Below are 17822 nucleotides of genomic sequence, written 5' to 3'. Positions count from 1 at the left end.
CGGGAATTTATTTATTTCCGTGACGCCCTTATAGCGGCGCGGAAAGAGCCGCTCAATTGGCAGTTTCGTCACGTGCAATGCGTGCTGCGTTGCAGCACTGCTGCGGAGGCCTTGCATTGGCCGCAACCTTGGGCTAAGCGCCATGCCTCCTAATGTTGCGGAATCCTTCGGAGTCGCCCAGATGAAGCCTGCAAACAGCCTGTTGTCCTCTTTCGGAACAACCGTGTTCGAGGTCATGTCGCGCCTGGCGATCGAACATGGCTCGATTAATCTGGGGCAGGGGTTTCCCGACGACAGCGGACCGGACGCGGTTCTGCAGCAGGCGTCGAACTTTTTGTTCGACCGGCCGAACCAGTATCCGCCGATGCTTGGCGTTCCGGAATTGCGTCGGGCCGTCGCCGATCACAACAAGCGATTCTACGGTCTTGATGTGGATTGGCAGAGCGAGGTCATGGTCAGCACCGGGGCGACGGAAGGCCTGGCTGCCTGCTTTTTCGGTCTGATCGAGCCGGGCGACGAGGTTGTGCTGATCGAGCCTACATACGATTGCTACCTGCCGATCATCAAGCGGGCAGGGGGCATTCCGAAGGTGGTGACCCTGCGCCCGCCGGAATGGAAGCTCGATATCGCGGCTTTCAAGGCTGCTTTCAGCGAGAAAACCAAGCTCGTGGTTCTGAATTCGCCGATGAACCCCGCCTCCAAAGTGTTTACCGAGACCGAGCTGAAAGCGATTGCCGAGACTGTGATCGAGCACGATTGCTACGCCGTTTGTGACGAGGTCTATGAGCATATGGCCTTCGACGGCCGCCAGCACCATCCGCTGATGACATTGCCGGGAATGCGTGAGCGCTCCGTCCGGATCGGTTCCGCCGGCAAGACTTTTTCAGTGACCGGCTGGAAGGTCGGCTATGTGACCGCACCGGCGGAGCTGTTGCAGCCCATTTCCAAGGCGCATCAGTTTCTGGTCTTCACCACGGCGCCGAACCTGCAGCGCGCGGTTGCCTTTGGTCTTGGCCAGGATGACAGCTATTTCAACGGGCTGCGGGACTCAATGCAGGCCAAGCGGGATCGTCTTGCCGACGGGCTGAGCGGGATCAACGGGTTCGAGTGTGTTGAGTGCGAAGGAACTTATTTCCAGTTCGTCGATATTTCCGGTCTTGGCTTTGACGGAGACGACGCCGCGTTCTGCCGCCATATCACGACCGAAGCCGGGGTCACGGCCCTGCCGGTCAGCGGGTTTTACTCCGGCGAGGCGTCAAAGAATTTCATCCGCTTTTGCTTCGCCAAGCAGGATGCCGTTCTTGATGAGGCATTCGGCCGGTTGGCCGCGCATTTCGGCGGCTGAAAAGAACCGGCATTACGACGCGGTAAACCGGTTGACGAGCCTGCTATGTTACAGTAGGTAAACGGCCCTCGCGATTGAGCGAGCGGACTTGTGGCGGGTGTAGCTCAGCTGGTTAGAGCGCCAGATTGTGGATCTGGAGGTCGTGGGTTCAAGACCCATCACTCGCCCCACTCCCTCTTTTCTAAGTACCTTCTACCGAACGGGCTCCGGCAACACCGAGAGTGAGCCATCCGAGCATGAAGGACATGCCCCCATACGGGGCGAGCGCCGTCGGCGTGGCGCCTCCGCTGAATGCGCTGGCATAGAGCGATCCCGAGAAAAGCAGCATCCCGAGCAGAAACAGGCAGGCGCTTGCCGTGGCCAACGGTGAGGCTTTACGCCCGTTGAGCAGTAATGCGGCGGCTATCCCCGATAGATGAACCAGGTGATAGAGCAGGGCGCTGGCAAACCGGTCATGGGCGACGCTGTCGAACCCGGCCGCATGTGCGCCGTAGGCGCCAATGCCGACGGCGACGAGACCGGCGAGGCCGAGGGCGATCCAGAGGGCACGGTTCAGGGCTGTCATCGGGAATTCCTGAGGTTATTGTGAGCGTGGTGACTGGACCAGCGCGGATTTACCGCATTCCATGACCGGCACTCTCGTCCTATCCTCCGCCCGACTCAAGGGCTGGAGAGGCATGTGGACGATCTGACGCTGCTCAGTGTCGAGGAAATGGGTGAGGCGGACCGGATAACGATTCGTTGCGGTACGCCCGGTATCGAGTTGATGGAAACCGCCGGCGTGACCGTCTCTGATGCTATCGCCGCCCGGTTTACGCCGCGCAGGACACTCGTCGTCTGTGGTCCCGGGAACAATGGAGGTGACGGTTTTGTCGTCGCTCGATTGCTACAGGAGCGGGGTTGGGACGTCGAGCTGACGTTGTTGGGGAAGCGTGAGGACCTACGGGGTGACGCTGCGCTTGCTGCTGCAAAGTGGGATGGCCAGGTTGCCGCATTGACGCCTGATCTGCTCGATGGGGTTGAGTTGCTGGTCGATGCGCTTTTTGGCGCCGGGCTGGCGCGCGATATTGGCGGTGTTGCGTTCGATTTCCTGGCGCGTGCCGAGTCGATGGTGTGCGACGGAGCTCTGACGTCTGTTGCGGTCGATATGCCGAGCGGCGTCGATGGGAACACCGGCGCCGTGCGTGGGGTCGCCGTCCCGGCTGTGATGACAGTTACGTTCTTCTGCAAGAAGCCGGGGCATATGCTTTATCCGGGACGCGCCCTGTCGGGGGAACTCGTCGTTACCGATATCGGGATCAGGGCGGACGTGCTGCGCGAGATCGTTCCCGCCACTTTCGAGAACGCGCGGGAGCTGTGGGCCTTGGTCCTGCCCCGGCCGGATGCTTCGAGCCATAAATATACACGCGGCCACGCTGTTATAAGCGGGGGAGCAATGACGGGGGCCGGGCGTCTTGCCGCGCGGGCTGCACGCCGGTCCGGGGCCGGACTGTTGACTGTTGCGGCGCCCTCGAGCTTGTGTCCGCTGTTTTCCGCCGATGCACCGGGCGTTATTACGGCGCCGGCCGATGATGTTGCGGCATTCAGCAGCCTGTTGGAGGACGCCCGCAAGAATGCTGTCCTGGTGGGGCCGGGGCATGGTGTTTCAGAGCATACGCGGTCAATTGCTGAGGCAGCGCTCCTGGCGGAGCGGACTGTTGTGCTTGATGCGGATGCGCTTACGGTTTTCGCTGGAGAGGCGGAGGCTCTCTCCAGCATGATCCGGGCACCTGCCGTTTTGACGCCGCATCAAGGTGAGTTTGCCCGCCTGTTTCCAGATCTTTCCGGTAGCAAGCTGGAGATGGCGCGCGCGGCGGCGGCGCTGGTTGGCGCCGTCGTTGTTTTGAAAGGGCCGGACACGGTGATTGCCGCGCCGGATTGCCGGGCAGCGATCAATGGCAATGCGCCGCCGTGGTTGGCGACGGGGGGAACCGGTGATGTACTGGCCGGCACAATCCTCGGGTTGTTGACACAAGGCATGCCCGCTTTCGAAGCGGCTGCAGCCGCGGTTTGGCTCAATGGAGCGGCGGCCAGCCGGTTCGGGCCGGGCCTGATCGCTGAAGATTTGCCAGAAATTTTTCCGCGGATATTCGCCGAAGATCTCCGATGGTTGGAGATTTCCTCAAATTCTTCACCAAGAGAGCGTTGAAGGTAGCGCGCAGCTGGGCCATCTTTTGAAAATGCCAAACGATCAAGCGACTAGTTTCATCGACCGGACCCTGACCAACCTGCGCCACGCATGGTCAGGGCTCTCGGATTCAACGCGTCACATGTTCTCCGGCTTGCCACGCCCGGATCTTCCCGATGAGGATCTGGAGCGCGTGCGCCAGCAGATGGAAGATTGCCTGACGGTGCGCGCGGACGAGGTTTCCGCCCGGGCCCGTGCGGCAGATCTCGGCAGGATGTATCTGGCGCTTGAGCCAACCGGACAGCTCCGTTTCCTCAAGCTTCTGGCGGAAAATTACGGTGTCGACCGTACCGCCGTCGATACGGCTATCGACGGAGTCAAGGCTGCCAAGGACGATAAGGGGCGAGAGAAAGCGGAAGCCATCCTGCGCCGCGCTCTTGAACCACGCTGGCGCGGACTGCTCAAGCGTTTCACGACACTGCCGGAAGGCGTGAAGTTTCTCGTCGACATGCGGGTGGTGATGCTCGGTTACGCTCGTGCCGAGCCGGCGATCAAGGCGCTCTCGGACGACCTGCGAGAGATGCTGAGCGCCTGGTTCGATGTCGGCCTTCTGGAGCTGAAACTGATCACATGGGAAAGCCCGGCGGCGATTCTCGAAAAACTGATCGCCTATGAAGCGGTGCACGAGATCCGTTCATGGGACGATCTGAAAAACCGACTCGATTCCGATCGGCGCTGTTTCGCATATTTTCACCCGGCGATGCCGCACGAGCCGTTGATTTTTGTGGAAGTCGCGCTGGTGCCTGAGATGGCGGCCAATGTGCACGACATTCTCGATGCAAATGCGCCGATGGGCGATGTCTCGGCAGCCACCACGGCGATCTTCTACTCGATCTCCAATGCGCAAAAGGGGCTTGTCGGCATCAGTTTCGGCAACTTCCTGATCAAGAGGGTCGTCGAGCTGCTGAAGCACGACGTGCCGAATTTGAAGAAATTTGCGACCCTGTCGCCGATTCCGGGATTTGGTAAATGGTCGGCGCAGATACTGGATGAAGACGCCTTCGAGTTGACCAACGCGGAGCGTAAGGCCCTTTCCCCACTTGTGGATGGCAAGAGCGATGGTGAACGGCTGAAATCCGCCTTGGGACGCCCGGACTGGAATCAGGATGAGCAGTTGGCGGCTGCCTTGAAGATGCCGGTGAGCCGTATGGCGGCACATTATCTTCACGGGGAGCGCCGTCCGGATGGCAAGGCCAAGGACCCGGTTGCACATTTCCATCTGTCGAACGGTGCCCGCATGGAGCGGCTTAACTGGCTTGGGGACACATCCCCAAAAGGCCTCTCCCAAGCCCATGGAATGATGATCAATTATCTGTATCGGGTGAGCGACATCGAGAGTAATAGCGGCGCCTATTCCTCCTCCGGGAAAATCGCGGTCTCTTCCTCAGTGAAACCGTTACTCCGCGACTGAAGCCATAACTGTTGACGTGCCGGGCCGGTTCGGATAGCCATGCCGGTCCTATACGACATGGCGCCTCCATGGACGCCAAGAAGGCTCGCGGGTGTGGTGGAATTGGTAGACACGCCAGATTTAGGTTCTGGTGGCGAAAGCCGTGGGGGTTCAAGTCCCTTCACCCGCACCATCGGACAGGCCATGGCGCGAGTATCGTGGGCGAACGCAGACGAAGCAGATTGAGCGAAAACCAATGCAGGTTACTGAAACTTCCTCCGAAGGCCTGAAGCGCGAATTCCAGGTCGTGATTCCCGCCGAGACGATTAACGGCGAGGTCGATGCGCGTCTGACGCAGCTAGCCCCGACCATCAACATGCCGGGCTTCCGCCCGGGTAAGGTTCCCGTCGCGCTCCTGAAGAAGCGTTACGGCCCTTCCGTGATGGGCGAAGTGCTGGAGAAGACCGTCAACGAGACGTCGCAGAAGACTCTCGACGAGCGCGATCTCCGGGCTGCAACGCAGCCGCAGATCGAGATCACCAAATTCGACGAAGGTGGCGATCTCGAATTCAGCATGGTGGTCGACATCATGCCGGAAATCACTCCGATCGATTTCTCGACCCTTGAGATCGAGCGTCTGACCGCAGAGCCGAGCGATGCTGATCTGGATGAGGCTATCGGCAAGCTCGCGACCCAGCACAAGAGCTCCGAGCCGATCAAGCGCAAGCGGAAGTCCAAGTCCGGTGACACCGTTGTCATCAACTTCAAGGGCATGGTCGACGGCGTCGCATTTGATGGCGGTACTGCCGAAGGCCATCATCTGGAACTCGGCTCGGGCACCTTTATCCCGGGCTTTGAAGACCAGCTGATCGGTGTGAATGCCGAAGACAAGCTCGACGTGAAAGTTACCTTCCCGGAAGATTACGGCCAGGCCACTCTGGCGGGTAAGGAAGCGATCTTCGAGACCGAAGTCATCGAGATCCGCGAGACCACCGACCCGAAGATTGATGACGAGTTCGCCAAGCTGTTCGGCATGGATGATCTCGACACCCTGAAGGAAGCGATCAAGGGCCAGCTGTCGCAGGAATATGTCGGCGCCGCCCGGACCAAACTGAAGCGGACTCTGCTCGATACGCTTGAGAAGCAGCATTCCTTCGAAGTGCCGGAAGGCATGGTGCAGGCTGAATATGACGCGATCTGTCAGGCTGTGAAGCCGCAGCAGCATGATCACGACCACGACCACGACCATGACCACGACCATGACCATGATCATGATCATGATCACGCGCATGCAGCTGACGAGTCGCTCAGCGACGAAGAAAAGGCTGAATATCGTGGCATCGCCGAACGCCGGGTTCGTCTCGGTCTCCTGCTGCAGGAAGTCGGCCGCCTGAACAACATTTCGATCGGTGACGAGGAAGTCGCTCGGGCGATCTATCAGGAAGCCACCAAATATCCGGGTCAGGAACAGCAGGTCGTGCAGTTCTACCAGCAGAACGCCCAGGCCCAGGCCAACATCCGGGCGCCGCTGCTTGAGGACAAGATTGTCGACTTCATTGTCGAGATGGCCAAGGTGACCGACAAGACGGTTGCTGCGGAAGATCTCTTCAAGGAAGACGAAGACGATTCGGCCTCTGAGGAAAAGCCGGCGAAGAAGGCTGCGGCCAAAAAGCCTGCTGCGAAAAAGAAAGCACCGGCGAAAAAGCCTGCTGCAAAAACGAAAAAAACAGACGACGCTGCGGAAGGGTAGTCATCAGGGACTGAACGTCCCATATGCTGATTACCAACCGATTGCGACGTAACCCGATGAAGGCCGACACAATGCATGATCCCGCAGAGATCTATATGAACTCCTTGGTCCCCATGGTGGTCGAACAGACCAACCGCGGGGAGCGGGCCTACGATATCTATTCCCGCTTGCTGAAAGAGCGGATCATCTTTGTTGTCGGCCCAATCAACGACGCGATCTCCAGCGTCGTCTGCGCTCAGCTTCTGTATCTGGAAGCTGAGAATCCGAAAAAAGACATCTCCATGTACATCAACTCTCCGGGCGGGGTCGTAACCTCAGGCCTGGCGATGTACGACACGATGGAATACATCCGCCCGGACGTCTCGACTGTCTGCATCGGGCAGGCGGCTTCCATGGGCTCTCTTCTTCTTACTGCGGGTGCTGCCGGTAAGCGTTATTGCCTGCCGAATGCGAAAATAATGATCCATCAGCCGTCCGGCGGATTCCAGGGGCAGGCCAGCGATATCGAGATTCATGCCCGCGAAATCCTCAAGACACGTGCGCGCCTGAACGAAATTTACGTGAAACATACCGGCCGCAAGGTCGAAGATATTGAATCGGGTATGGAACGCGATAATTTCATGGTGCCCGAGGAAGCCAAAAAGTTCGGCTTGATCGACGAAGTCGTTGATAAACGGCCTCTCGATGCCAAGGAAGACGACGCCAAGAGCTGATTGACCGGGAACGAGAATGGCCCCGCCCGAGATGGCTGACGGGGGTGTTCTGCGGCATGGCCGCACCGGGTTCTACAGCCGTTGCCTAGTATGACATGATTTTTTCACGTTGTGCGGCTTCGGCGCCTTTGGCTAACATGACCATTCAGCCGTCCCGTAACGAATGTGGATAAGATGAGCAAATCCGGCGGAAGCACGAACGGTGGTGATTCGAAGAACACCTTGTACTGCTCGTTCTGCGGCAAGAGTCAGCACGAGGTCCGCAAACTGATCGCGGGCCCGACGGTCTTTATCTGCGACGAGTGCGTCGAACTCTGCATGGACATCATCCGTGAAGAGCACAAGACAACGCTTGTGAAGTCGCGCGACGGGGTTCCGACCCCCCGTGACATCATGGATGTGCTGGACGATTATGTAATCGGTCAGCCCTATGCGAAGCGGATTCTGTCTGTAGCGGTGCATAACCACTACAAGCGCCTGTCGCACTCCAGCAAGAACAACGATGTAGAGTTGGCGAAATCCAACATCCTGCTGGTTGGTCCGACCGGTTGCGGCAAGACGCTGCTGGCCCAGACCCTGGCCCGGATCATTGATGTCCCCTTCACCATGGCGGATGCGACAACCCTGACCGAGGCCGGTTATGTCGGCGAGGATGTCGAGAACATCATTCTGAAGCTGTTGCAGGCGGCCGACTACAATGTCGAGCGGGCGCAGCGTGGCATCGTCTATATCGACGAGGTCGACAAGATCAGCCGGAAATCCGACAACCCGTCAATTACCCGCGATGTGTCGGGTGAGGGCGTGCAGCAGGCCCTGCTTAAGATCATGGAAGGCACCGTTGCCTCCGTGCCGCCGCAGGGCGGGCGTAAACATCCACAGCAGGAATTCCTCCAGGTCGACACAACGAACATCCTGTTCATCTGTGGCGGTGCCTTTGCGGGTCTCGAGAAAATTATATCGAACCGCTCACAGGGCTCCTCCATCGGTTTCGGGGCAGACGTGAAGGATCCGGACGATCGCCGCACCGGTGAGGTGCTGCGCGAAGTCGAGCCTGAGGATCTGCTGAAATTCGGTCTTATCCCGGAATTCGTTGGCCGTCTGCCGGTCGTCGCGACGCTGGAAGACCTTGATAACGAAGCACTGGTCGAGATTCTGACGAAACCCAAGAACGCTCTGGTCAAGCAGTACCAGCGGCTGTTCGAGATGGAGAACGTCAATCTGGAGTTCCGCGAGGAGGCCCTGAAGGCAATCGCCGACAAGGCCATCGAACGGAAGACCGGCGCGCGTGGTCTGCGGTCCATCATGGAAGGCATTCTGCTCGATCCGATGTTTGATTTGCCGGGCATGGAAGATGTCGAGGAAATCATCATCAACGGCGAGACGGTCGAGAATGGCGCTCCGCCGATCATGGTGCACGGAGAGCGCCGCGAGGACGTTGGATCCAGCGCATAATTCACTCCCGACTTGAACGGTGTTGGGAGAGTGCCATTTAAATAACGGTTCGCCGGGCGCTCTCCCCATCCCGGCAATCGTTTTGTAGAGGGGAGCGAGTTGAAAGACTGATGCAAGAGACAGGTACCTCAAGTTTCCCCGTCCTTCCGTTGCGCGACATCGTCGTCTTTCCGCACATGATTGTTCCGCTCTTCGTGGGCCGCGATAAATCTGTGCGTGCCCTCGAAGACGTTATGAAGGACGACAAGCAGATCCTTCTGGTTACGCAGAAAAATGCTGCGGATGACGATCCTTCGCCGGCCGACATTTATACTGTCGGCACCGTTGGTACCGTCTTGCAGCTTCTTAAATTGCCCGATGGCACGGTGAAGGTGCTGGTTGAAGGCATTCAGCGTGCGCGGATTACCGAGTTCAAGGACAACGAAGATTTCTTCGAAGCCTTTGCTGAGCCGATTGTCGACGATGAAAGCGACGATCCGGAGCAGGAAGCGCTGTCCCGGGCCGTGGTCAGCCAGTTCGAGCAATACATCAAGCTGAACAAGAAGATTCCGCCCGAGGTTCTAGTTTCGGTCAACCAGATCGAAGATCCGGCCAAATTGACGGATACGATCGCGTCCCATTTGGCGCTGAAGATTGCCGAGAAGCAGGAACTGCTTGAAAGCGAGACGGTCATTGAGCGTCTAGAGCGGGTCTACGGCTTCATGGAAGGCGAGATCGGCGTTCTGCAGGTCGAGAAACGCATCCGGAACCGCGTCAAGCGGCAGATGGAGAAGACCCAGCGCGAGTATTATCTGAATGAGCAGATGAAGGCCATTCAGAAGGAGCTCGGCGAAACCGACGACAGCCGCGATGAACTGGTCGAGCTTGAAGAGCGGATTCGGAAGACGAAGCTCAGCAAGGAAGCGCGTGAGAAGGCAGATGCGGAGCTGAAGAAGCTGCGCAACATGAGCCAGATGTCCGCGGAAGCGACCGTTGTGCGCAACTACCTAGACTGGCTGCTTGCCATTCCGTGGAAGAAGCGCTCGCGGGTCAAGAAAGATATCAAGCATGCCCAGTCGGTTCTCGATCGGGATCATTATGGGCTTGAGAAGGTCAAGGAGCGGATCCTCGAGTATCTCGCCGTGCAGCAGCGCACTGGCAAGGTGAAGGGGCCGATTCTCTGCCTCGTTGGTCCTCCGGGTGTCGGCAAGACTTCGCTCGGTAAATCCATCGCTGAATCCACGGGTCGTAACTTTGTCCGCATGTCGCTCGGCGGTGTGCGTGACGAGGCCGAAGTGCGCGGGCACCGCCGGACCTATATCGGCTCGCTTCCGGGCAAGGTCATTCAGGGGATGAAGAAGGCAAAGTTCTCAAACCCGCTGTTCCTGCTCGATGAGATCGACAAGCTCGGTAACGACTATCGCGGCGACCCGTCCTCGGCATTGCTCGAAGTGCTCGACCCGGAGCAGAACACGACCTTCCAGGACCATTATCTGGAAGTCGATTACGATCTGTCGGACGTGATGTTCGTTACGACCGCGAACACGCTGCGTATGCCGCAACCGCTTCTCGATCGGATGGAGATCATCCGTATCTCCGGCTACACCGAGGACGAGAAGGTGGAGATCTGCAAACGCCACCTGATCAACAAGCAGATCGAGCAGCACGGTCTCAAAAAAGGCGAATGGTCGATCACAGACAAAGGTCTGCTTGATCTGGTCCGCTACTACACTCGTGAGGCCGGCGTCCGTAATCTTGAGCGCGAGCTCGCCAATTTGGCGCGCAAGGCGGTCAAGGAAATCCTCATGGACGGGGTCAAGTCGGTCGAAGTGACTCCCGAGAATCTGGAAAAGTACGCGGGCGTCCGGAAGTACCGCTACGGCGAGGTCGAGGAAAACGATCTGGTCGGTGTTACCACGGGTCTCGCCTGGACAGAGGTCGGCGGCGAGTTGCTCTCCATCGAATCGGTGACCGTACCTGGCAAGGGCAAGGTGATTTCGACCGGCAAGCTCGGCGATGTCATGCGCGAATCGATTCAGGCGGCTGAAAGCTTTGTGAAATCACGCGCTTTCATGTTCGGGATTCCTCTGAAGAGCCTTGAGAACCGGGATATCCACGTGCATGTGCCGGAAGGCGCGACGCCGAAGGATGGCCCGTCCGCAGGTGTCGGCATGGTGACCTCGATTGTATCGGTCCTGACCGGTATTCCGGTGCGCCGGGATGTCGCCATGACCGGAGAGGTCACATTGCGCGGGCGTGTCCTGCCGATTGGCGGTCTCAAGGAAAAGCTCCTGGCGGCGCTTCGTGGCGGTCTCAAGGTCGTATTGATCCCGAAGGACAACGAGAAAGACCTCGCGGAGATCCCGGACAACGTCAAGGAAGGCCTGGAGATCATTCCGGTCGCTTCAGTTGACGAGGTTCTTGCCACGGCGCTGACAAAACCTTTGGTGCCGATTGATCCTGAAGAGATTGTTATCGAGCCAGTGGCTGCAGCTGATGGCAAAAAAGAGAAGTCTCTGACAACACATTAGGTTGTTCTGCCAATAGACAGGCAGAAAACAAAGAATTGAGCTTAACCCCGGCTTTCGAGTCGGGGTTTTCTCATTTTTATGACTATAAATTATTCGAAAATTACCGGAATAAAATTGAGCAATCGTGATAATCCCCGCAATCCTGCGGAAATCTACCGGTTGTTCGATTGACGCCCGTGTTTTCCGCGATTTAAACTAGCTCACCAATTGGGCCGGTAATCCGGCCAATTTCTGGGTGATTCCATCAATTGATAGGGGGGCTATAACGTGAATAAAAATGAGCTCGTCGCGGCCGTTGCCGATTCCGCTGATATAACCAAAGCTGATGCGGCTTCCGCTGTCGACGCTGTCCTCGACTCCATTACCTCCGCGCTGAAATCCGGTGACGAGGTCAGGCTGGTCGGTTTCGGTACCTTCAGCGTCGCATCCCGCGCCGCCAGCGAGGGCCGCAATCCGCGGACCGGTGAAAAAATTCAAATTGCCGCGTCGAAACAGCCGAAATTCAAGGCTGGCAAGGGTCTGAAAGACGCTTTGAACTGACGCTACACATTTCTCTCTTTTCGCGTGACGCCGTCCCTGTTAGAAGGGGCGGCGTTTTCGTTGGGGCTTGTCCCCGATGCGGAACGGGCGCTTAGCTCAGCTGGCAGAGCATCTCGTTTACACCGAGAGGGTCGGCGGTTCGATCCCGTCAGCGCCCACCATCCGCTCCGGACGCTAGATCTGTCCGAACGCTAGATGTATCGGCCTTGTACGATGGCATAACGATACATAGCATGCAGGTCGGCCCTGGTTTTGGGGCTCACCCGATTCTCCGAAATTTCTTTCGAATAGTCGCGAATGTCCCGCTTGGTCTCCACGGAGACTCGCGGGCTGGCCAACAAAATTTCAAACATCTGCTTTGGCGAGGCCTGTGTCGGGTCCGGCGGCGCGCTGCTCGCGGGCTCGGCGATGAGGTCGTCGCTCTGGGTATCTCGTACCTTCAGGAACTTCCTGGGCAGCAGGAGATCGTTCCAGACCAGCCCGTACTGGTTCAGGATGTTGCTTATGGCATCGACCGCGTTCAGCACCTCTCCGTCGTTCTCGCTGGCCAGCATGGCGATGAGCTTCGTGAGTCGGCCATAATCGCGTTCGGTCATCATCGGGCAGGGATCCTGTTCTGGTCCGTTGGTCTTGTTTTTGTAACTTAAGCTTGGATGTCGGTCCGGGAAAACAAAGAATTTTCTGCGGAAAACCGGACTATTCCGGCGGTTACGCGTGGTCGACCCAAAAAAGTGTCATTTTTCCAATCCATCGTGCTTGACACTCCATGGGGGCCCACGTAAATAAGCGCCTCCTCGTCGGGGGCGCCGCCAAACGGACGGCACCGCGGCCCAGAAAACGGGGGTGTAGCTCAGTTGGTTAGAGCGCCGGCCTGTCACGCCGGAGGCCGCGGGTTCGAGTCCCGTCACTCCCGCCATTTATCTTTAGTTAAATCAATTCTGAAATTGTATACGGCCCGGTCATCGCCCGAGGCCGTAAGATGCGTTCAAGCGCCGGAATTTAAAGAATTCTTTCGGTCTTTCTGTGGCGACACAGGCTTTTCTTGGACGCGCTATGGAACTATAGTGCGCCCGGTAACAAGGCGTGGGTGTATCCTAGGATCACTTCAACGCGCCGGGCATGAGAGAGAGCTGACGATATGAGCGATATCCTCCGGGAATATTTGCCTATTCTGATTTTCCTCGCTGTTGCGATCGGGCTCTGCCTCGCAATGGTGATCGGATCTCTATTGGTCGTGAAGCAGCGGCCTGATTCGGAAAAGGTTTCGGCCTACGAGTGTGGCTTCGAAGCGTTCAACGATTCCAGAGGCCAGTTCGACGTCCGGTTCTATCTTGTTGCCATCCTCTTCATCATCTTTGACCTGGAAGTGGCCTTCCTGTTTCCCTGGGCGATCTCGCTCGGCGGGATTGGGCTCTTTGGCTTCTGGTCGATGATCATCTTCCTCAGCGTATTGACGATCGGATTCGTCTACGAATGGCGCAAAGGGGCGTTGGAATGGGAGTGAGACCCGTTATGCAGGCTTCGCAGGATCTTCGCCCGCTTCCGCCGGGTGCCGATCAGGACGCTATCCTGAAGGCTGTCGGCGACGAGCTAAATGAAAAGGGCTTTGTCGTCGCTCAGGCTGACAAGCTCTTCAATTGGGCCCGCGGCGGATCGCTCTGGCCGATGACCTTTGGTCTTGCCTGTTGTGCCGTCGAGATGATGCATTCGGCCGCCAGCCGATATGACCTTGACCGGTTCGGCATGGTGTTCCGGCCGAGCCCGCGGCAGTCCGACGTGATGATTGTTGCCGGTACGCTGACCAATAAGATGGCGCCGGCCCTGCGCAAGGTTTACGACCAGATGGCCGAGCCGCGCTGGGTGCTCTCCATGGGCTCCTGTGCCAATGGCGGCGGCTACTATCACTATTCCTATTCAGTGGTCCGCGGCTGCGACCGTGTCGTGCCGGTTGATGTCTATGTGCCTGGCTGCCCGCCGACGGCAGAGGCGCTTCTTTACGGGCTTCTACAGCTTCAGAAGAAGATCAAACGCACTTCGACGATCGCCCGCTAATACGGGTCCGGACCAACGCCAGGCAGAGGCAGACGACAGCATGGCAGCACCGACACAAATGCAGAGAGAGCTGGCGGACTATCTGTCCGGCCAGCTCGATACCGAGCTTGTCGAGACCGGTTTTATTCTCGACGAACTCGTGATCCGCACCCGGCCGCAATATATCCTGAAGGTGCTTACCTTCCTCCGGGATGATTCGCAGTGCCAGTTCCGGTGCCTCGTCGATCTCTGCGGTACCGATTATCCGGAGCGTGAACAGCGATTCGACGTCGTCTACAATCTTCTGAGCGTGCAACAGAACAACCGGATACGGGTCAAGGTCGCGACCGACGAGGTGACACCAGTCCCTTCGGTCAGCGGCGTGTTCCCGTCGGCTGAGTGGTTCGAGCGCGAGGCGTGGGACATGTACGGAGTCTTCTTCTCCGATCATCCGGACCTGCGCCGACTGTTGACGGACTATGGTTTTGAAGGTCATCCGCTGCGCAAGGACTTCCCGCTGACCGGTCATGTTGAAGTGCGCTATGACGACGAGCAGAAGCGGGTGGTCTACGAGCCGGTGAAGCTGGTTCAGGATTTCCGCAGTTTCGATTTCCTCAGCCCGTGGGAAGGCGCGCGTTCGCTCCTGCCGGGTGACGAGAAGGCGGATGAGCAGTCCGAAGAGGGGGCTTCCTGATGGCTGAAGCGCATATCAAGCCGCTTACGCTGAATTTCGGCCCGCAGCACCCGGCCGCGCACGGTGTGCTGCGTCTGGTGCTGGAGATGGATGGCGAGATCGTCGAGCGTGCCGATCCGCATATCGGTCTTTTGCATCGCGGCACCGAGAAGCTGATCGAATACAAAACCTATTTGCAGGCAGTGCCGTATTTCGACCGGCTCGACTATGTCGCGCCGATGTCCCAGGAACATGCCTATGCGCTGGCAGTCGAGAAACTGCTCGGCATTGAAGTGCCGAAACGCGGCCAGTACATCCGGGTGCTCTATGCCGAAATCTCGCGCATCCTGAACCACCTGCTGAACATCACGACCTTCGCGATCGACGTTGGCGCCATGACGCCGCTGCTTTGGGGCTTCGAAGAGCGCGAAAAGCTCATGGAGTTTTATGAGCGGGCCTGCGGCGCGCGTCTGCACGCGGCTTATTTCCGCCCGGGCGGCGTGGCCATGGATATTCCTGCTGGCCTGCTGGACGACATCATGGCCTGGACCGAGACTTTCCCGGCCCTGATGGATGATATCGAGAGCCTGCTGACGGAAAACCGGATTTTCAAGCAGCGGACCGTGGATATCGGCATCGTCACGGCTGAAGAGGCGCAGGCGCTCGGCTTCAGCGGCCCGTGCATCCGGGCTTCGGGCATGCCATGGGACCTGCGGAAATCGCAACCCTATGACGTTTATAGCGAGCTCGACTTTGATATTCCGATCGGCAAGACCGGTGACTGCTACGCGCGCTATCTGGTGCGTATCAAGGAAGTCCGTGAGAGCCTGAAGATCATCCGTCAGTGCATAGAGAAAATGCCGGACGGCCCGGTGAAAACCGAAGACCGGAAGGTTGCTCCGCCGAGCCGTGGCGAAATGAAGCACTCGATGGAAGCACTGATCCATCACTTCAAGCTCTATACCGAGGGCTATCACGTGCCGGCTGGCGAGACCTACACAGCCGTGGAAGCGCCGAAAGGCGAATTCGCAGTGTTCCTGGTCTCCGACGGCACGAACAAACCCTATCGCTGCAAGATCCGGGCTCCCGGATTTTCGTTCCTGTCCGCCATGGATTTCTTGTCCAAAGGGCACATGCTGGCCGACACGGTCGCCATCATTGGCTCGCTTGATATTGTGTTCGGGGAGATTGACCGGTGAGCGGTATCGACATCGCCGAGAACCAGCCCGAGAGCTTTGCCTTCACGCCCGAGAATACGGCGAAGGCGGATGCGATCATTGCTAAATATCCGGAAGGCCGTCAGGCCAGCGCGGTGATGCCGTTGCTTGATCTGGCCCAGCGCCAGCACGACAACTGGATTCCGCTGGCCGCGATCGACGTGATCTCCGAGAAGCTGACGATGCCGCGCATCCGGGTTCTGGAAGTGGCGACCTTCTACACGATGTACAACCTGAAGCCGGTCGGGAAATATTTCCTGCAGGCCTGCACCACGACACCGTGCTGGCTGCGTGGTTCCGATCAGGTGATGAAGTGCATCAAGGACAAGCTCGGCCTGGACAATCATCAGACCAGCGAAGACGGCATGTTTACCCTGCTTGAGGTCGAATGCCTTGGCGCTTGCGCCAATGCGCCGATCCTGCAGGTAAACGACGATTTCTATGAAGATGCCAATTACGAGAACACAGACAAGCTGCTCGACGCCCTGAAGAAGGGTGAGGTGCCGGAGCCGGGCTCGCTCAGCGGCCGGAACCATTCCGAGCCGGAAGCCGGTGCGCAGACCCTGGTGTCCTACAAGGACAATGAGGGCGCCCGGACGTATGACGCTCAGGTCAGCGCCGCCAAGACGGGAGACAAGTGATGTTGAGGGACGAGGACCGCATCTTCACGAACCTCTACGGCTGGTTCGACTGGGGCCTTGAAGGCGCCCGCAAGCGCGGCGACTGGAGCACCACAAAAGAAATCCTTTCACGCAGCCCGGAAGATATCGTCGAAGACGTGAAGAATTCCGGCTTGCGCGGACGCGGCGGTGCAGGCTTCCCGACCGGTGTGAAATGGTCCTTCATGCCGAAAGAGGTGAAGGACAAGCCGCATTATCTCGTGGTCAATGCTGATGAGTCCGAGCCGGGCACCTGCAAGGACCGTGAAATCATCCGGAACGATCCGCACAAGCTGGTCGAAGGCTGCCTGATCGGCGGTTACGCCATGCGGGCGACTGCGGCTTTCATCTATATCCGTGGCGAGTTCTATAATGAGGCGATGCGCCTCCAGGCAGCGATCGACCAGGCCTATGAAGCGGGTCTGATCGGCAAGAATGCCTGCGGCTCCGGTTACGATTTCGACGTCATCCTGCATCGCGGTGCCGGCGCCTATATCTGTGGCGAGGAAACAGCGCTTCTGGAGAGCCTCGAAGGCAAGAAGGGCCAGCCGCGGCTGAAGCCGCCGTTCCCGGCTGGTGTCGGCCTTTATGGGAGCCCGACAACGGTCAATAATGTCGAAAGCATTGCGGTTGTTCCGGAAATCCTGCGGCGCGGCTACCAGTGGTTTGCGGATCTTGGCCGACCGAAGAATTCCGGCACCAAGCTGTTTTGCATCTCGGGCCATGTTGAAAATCCGTGCAATGTCGAAGAAGAAATGGGCATTCCGCTCCGTGAGCTTCTTGAGAAGCATTGCGGCGGCGTGATCGGCGGCTGGGACAACCTGCTGGCGGTGATCCCTGGTGGCTCCTCCGTGCCGATGATGCCGAAGTCGGTTTGCGACGATGTGCTGATGGATTTCGATTCGCTCCGCGAAGTAGGCGCCGGTCTCGGTACCGCCGCGGTCATTGTTATGAACAAACAGACCGACATCGTCCGGGCCATCGCGCGCCTTTCATACTTCTACAAGCATGAGAGCTGCGGCCAGTGCACGCCGTGCCGTGAAGGCACGGGCTGGATGTACCGGGTCATGGACCGGCTCTGCCGGGGCGAGGCCGAAGTCGAGGAAATCGACGCGCTTTATGAAGTTACCAAGCAGATCGAAGGTCATACGATCTGTGCGCTGGGTGATGCTGCTGCCTGGCCGATCCAGGGTCTTCTCCGGCACTTCCGGCCGGAAGTCGAACGCCGGATTGAAGCTCGCAAGGCCGGCCAGCCGGTTTTGCCGGTAATGGAGGCAGCGGAATGATGTGCCCGACGGGAACGTGCTTGCGGGGA

At 58.4% G+C, this 17822-nt stretch carries 16 protein-coding genes and 4 tRNA genes; 18 read left to right on the top strand and 2 right to left on the bottom strand.

Annotated features, from left to right (window positions below):
* Window positions 1-181 precede the first annotated feature (181 nt).
* Window positions 182-1345, top strand: coding sequence for an aminotransferase (locus VOI22_RS06545; RefSeq protein ID WP_323795733.1), 1164 nt, complete (start codon window positions 182-184; stop codon window positions 1343-1345).
* A 93-nt stretch (window positions 1346-1438) separates the two neighbouring features.
* Window positions 1439-1515, top strand: a tRNA-His gene (locus VOI22_RS06540).
* A gap of 11 nt (window positions 1516-1526) precedes the next feature.
* Here VOI22_RS06540 and VOI22_RS06535 read toward each other — a convergent pair.
* On the bottom strand, window positions 1527-1910 hold the full coding sequence (locus tag VOI22_RS06535) for a DUF423 domain-containing protein (protein ID WP_323795732.1): 384 nt from the start codon (window positions 1908-1910) through the stop codon (window positions 1527-1529).
* Window positions 1911-2024: 114 nt separating this feature from the next.
* Here VOI22_RS06535 and VOI22_RS06530 point away from each other — a divergent pair, with 114 nt between their 5' ends.
* The 9 genes from VOI22_RS06530 (at window position 2025) to VOI22_RS06490 (ending at window position 12088) form a co-directional block, all read left to right on the top strand.
* Window positions 2025-3533, top strand: a complete 1509-nt coding sequence (locus VOI22_RS06530; protein ID WP_323795731.1) for an NAD(P)H-hydrate dehydratase — start codon at window positions 2025-2027, stop codon at window positions 3531-3533.
* Window positions 3534-3564: 31 nt separating this feature from the next.
* Window positions 3565-4983, top strand: coding sequence for a malonyl-CoA decarboxylase (locus VOI22_RS06525; RefSeq protein WP_323795730.1), 1419 nt, complete (start codon window positions 3565-3567; stop codon window positions 4981-4983).
* A gap of 87 nt (window positions 4984-5070) precedes the next feature.
* Window positions 5071-5155 (top strand) — tRNA-Leu (locus tag VOI22_RS06520).
* Window positions 5156-5218: 63 nt separating this feature from the next.
* Window positions 5219-6712 (top strand): trigger factor, encoded by a 1494-nt coding sequence (gene tig, locus VOI22_RS06515; RefSeq protein WP_323795729.1) that lies wholly within the window; start codon window positions 5219-5221, stop codon window positions 6710-6712.
* A 71-nt stretch (window positions 6713-6783) separates the two neighbouring features.
* The gene (gene clpP, locus VOI22_RS06510) at window positions 6784-7425 is read left to right on the top strand and encodes an ATP-dependent Clp endopeptidase proteolytic subunit ClpP (protein ID WP_028464831.1); all 642 of its coding nucleotides are present in this window, start codon (window positions 6784-6786) and stop codon (window positions 7423-7425) included.
* A 174-nt stretch (window positions 7426-7599) separates the two neighbouring features.
* Window positions 7600-8877: an ATP-dependent Clp protease ATP-binding subunit ClpX gene (gene clpX / locus VOI22_RS06505; RefSeq protein ID WP_028464832.1), complete on the top strand. Its 1278-nt coding sequence runs from the start codon at window positions 7600-7602 to the stop codon at window positions 8875-8877.
* Window positions 8878-8987: 110 nt separating this feature from the next.
* Window positions 8988-11387 (top strand): endopeptidase La, encoded by a 2400-nt coding sequence (lon, locus tag VOI22_RS06500; RefSeq protein ID WP_323795728.1) that lies wholly within the window; start codon window positions 8988-8990, stop codon window positions 11385-11387.
* A gap of 267 nt (window positions 11388-11654) precedes the next feature.
* Complete coding sequence (locus VOI22_RS06495) at window positions 11655-11927, top strand: HU family DNA-binding protein (protein ID WP_028464834.1); 273 nt, start codon at window positions 11655-11657, stop codon at window positions 11925-11927.
* Between the two features lie 85 nt (window positions 11928-12012).
* Window positions 12013-12088 (top strand) — tRNA-Val (locus tag VOI22_RS06490).
* A gap of 30 nt (window positions 12089-12118) precedes the next feature.
* On the opposite strand, the gene VOI22_RS06485 is transcribed toward VOI22_RS06490, so the two are convergent.
* Window positions 12119-12526, bottom strand: a complete 408-nt coding sequence (locus VOI22_RS06485) for a hypothetical protein (protein WP_323795727.1) — start codon at window positions 12524-12526, stop codon at window positions 12119-12121.
* Between the two features lie 240 nt (window positions 12527-12766).
* On the opposite strand from VOI22_RS06485, the gene VOI22_RS06480 reads away from it, so the two are divergent.
* The 7 genes from VOI22_RS06480 to nuoF all read left to right on the top strand — a co-directional run bounded on the left by VOI22_RS06480 (window position 12767) and on the right by nuoF (window position 17793).
* Window positions 12767-12843, top strand: a tRNA-Asp gene (locus VOI22_RS06480).
* 222 nt (window positions 12844-13065) lie between these two features.
* A complete protein-coding gene (locus VOI22_RS06475; RefSeq protein WP_028464836.1) occupies window positions 13066-13431 on the top strand; it encodes an NADH-quinone oxidoreductase subunit A in 366 nt (121 codons plus the stop codon).
* Entirely contained in the window at window positions 13422-13979 is a 558-nt protein-coding gene (locus tag VOI22_RS06470) for a NuoB/complex I 20 kDa subunit family protein (RefSeq protein WP_028464837.1), read from the top strand. Before VOI22_RS06475 ends, VOI22_RS06470 begins: the two co-directional genes overlap by 10 nt.
* A 40-nt stretch (window positions 13980-14019) precedes the next feature.
* Entirely contained in the window at window positions 14020-14652 is a 633-nt protein-coding gene (locus tag VOI22_RS06465; protein WP_323795726.1) for an NADH-quinone oxidoreductase subunit C, read from the top strand.
* Complete coding sequence (locus VOI22_RS06460) at window positions 14652-15830, top strand: NADH-quinone oxidoreductase subunit D (protein WP_323795725.1); 1179 nt, start codon at window positions 14652-14654, stop codon at window positions 15828-15830. The genes VOI22_RS06465 and VOI22_RS06460 overlap by 1 nt, the downstream gene beginning before the upstream one ends.
* The gene (gene nuoE, locus VOI22_RS06455) at window positions 15827-16489 is read left to right on the top strand and encodes an NADH-quinone oxidoreductase subunit NuoE (RefSeq protein WP_323795724.1); all 663 of its coding nucleotides are present in this window, start codon (window positions 15827-15829) and stop codon (window positions 16487-16489) included. Before VOI22_RS06460 ends, nuoE begins: the two co-directional genes overlap by 4 nt.
* Window positions 16489-17793, top strand: coding sequence for an NADH-quinone oxidoreductase subunit NuoF (gene nuoF / locus VOI22_RS06450; protein WP_323795723.1), 1305 nt, complete (start codon window positions 16489-16491; stop codon window positions 17791-17793). The genes nuoE and nuoF overlap by 1 nt, the downstream gene beginning before the upstream one ends.
* Window positions 17794-17822: the final 29 nt, after the last annotated feature.

The organism is Nisaea sp. (genome assembly GCF_034670185.1).
GTDB lineage: Bacteria > Pseudomonadota > Alphaproteobacteria > Thalassobaculales > Thalassobaculaceae > Nisaea.
This window is presented reverse-complemented; position numbering and strand designations above follow the sequence as displayed.

Coding starts and splice junctions, on each gene's coding strand:
- VOI22_RS06545 (WP_323795733.1), top strand. CDS start 182: ATGAAGCCTGCAAACAGCCTGTTGTCCTCTTTCGGAACAACCGTGTTC.
- VOI22_RS06535 (WP_323795732.1), bottom strand. CDS start 1,910: ATGACAGCCCTGAACCGTGCCCTCTGGATCGCCCTCGGCCTCGCCGGT.
- VOI22_RS06525 (WP_323795730.1), top strand. CDS start 3,565: ATGCCAAACGATCAAGCGACTAGTTTCATCGACCGGACCCTGACCAAC.
- tig (WP_323795729.1), top strand. CDS start 5,219: ATGCAGGTTACTGAAACTTCCTCCGAAGGCCTGAAGCGCGAATTCCAG.
- clpP (WP_028464831.1), top strand. CDS start 6,784: ATGCATGATCCCGCAGAGATCTATATGAACTCCTTGGTCCCCATGGTG.
- clpX (WP_028464832.1), top strand. CDS start 7,600: ATGAGCAAATCCGGCGGAAGCACGAACGGTGGTGATTCGAAGAACACC.
- lon (WP_323795728.1), top strand. CDS start 8,988: ATGCAAGAGACAGGTACCTCAAGTTTCCCCGTCCTTCCGTTGCGCGAC.
- VOI22_RS06485 (WP_323795727.1), bottom strand. CDS start 12,526: ATGATGACCGAACGCGATTATGGCCGACTCACGAAGCTCATCGCCATG.
- VOI22_RS06475 (WP_028464836.1), top strand. CDS start 13,066: ATGAGCGATATCCTCCGGGAATATTTGCCTATTCTGATTTTCCTCGCT.
- VOI22_RS06470 (WP_028464837.1), top strand. CDS start 13,422: ATGGGAGTGAGACCCGTTATGCAGGCTTCGCAGGATCTTCGCCCGCTT.
- VOI22_RS06465 (WP_323795726.1), top strand. CDS start 14,020: ATGGCAGCACCGACACAAATGCAGAGAGAGCTGGCGGACTATCTGTCC.
- VOI22_RS06460 (WP_323795725.1), top strand. CDS start 14,652: ATGGCTGAAGCGCATATCAAGCCGCTTACGCTGAATTTCGGCCCGCAG.
- nuoF (WP_323795723.1), top strand. CDS start 16,489: ATGTTGAGGGACGAGGACCGCATCTTCACGAACCTCTACGGCTGGTTC.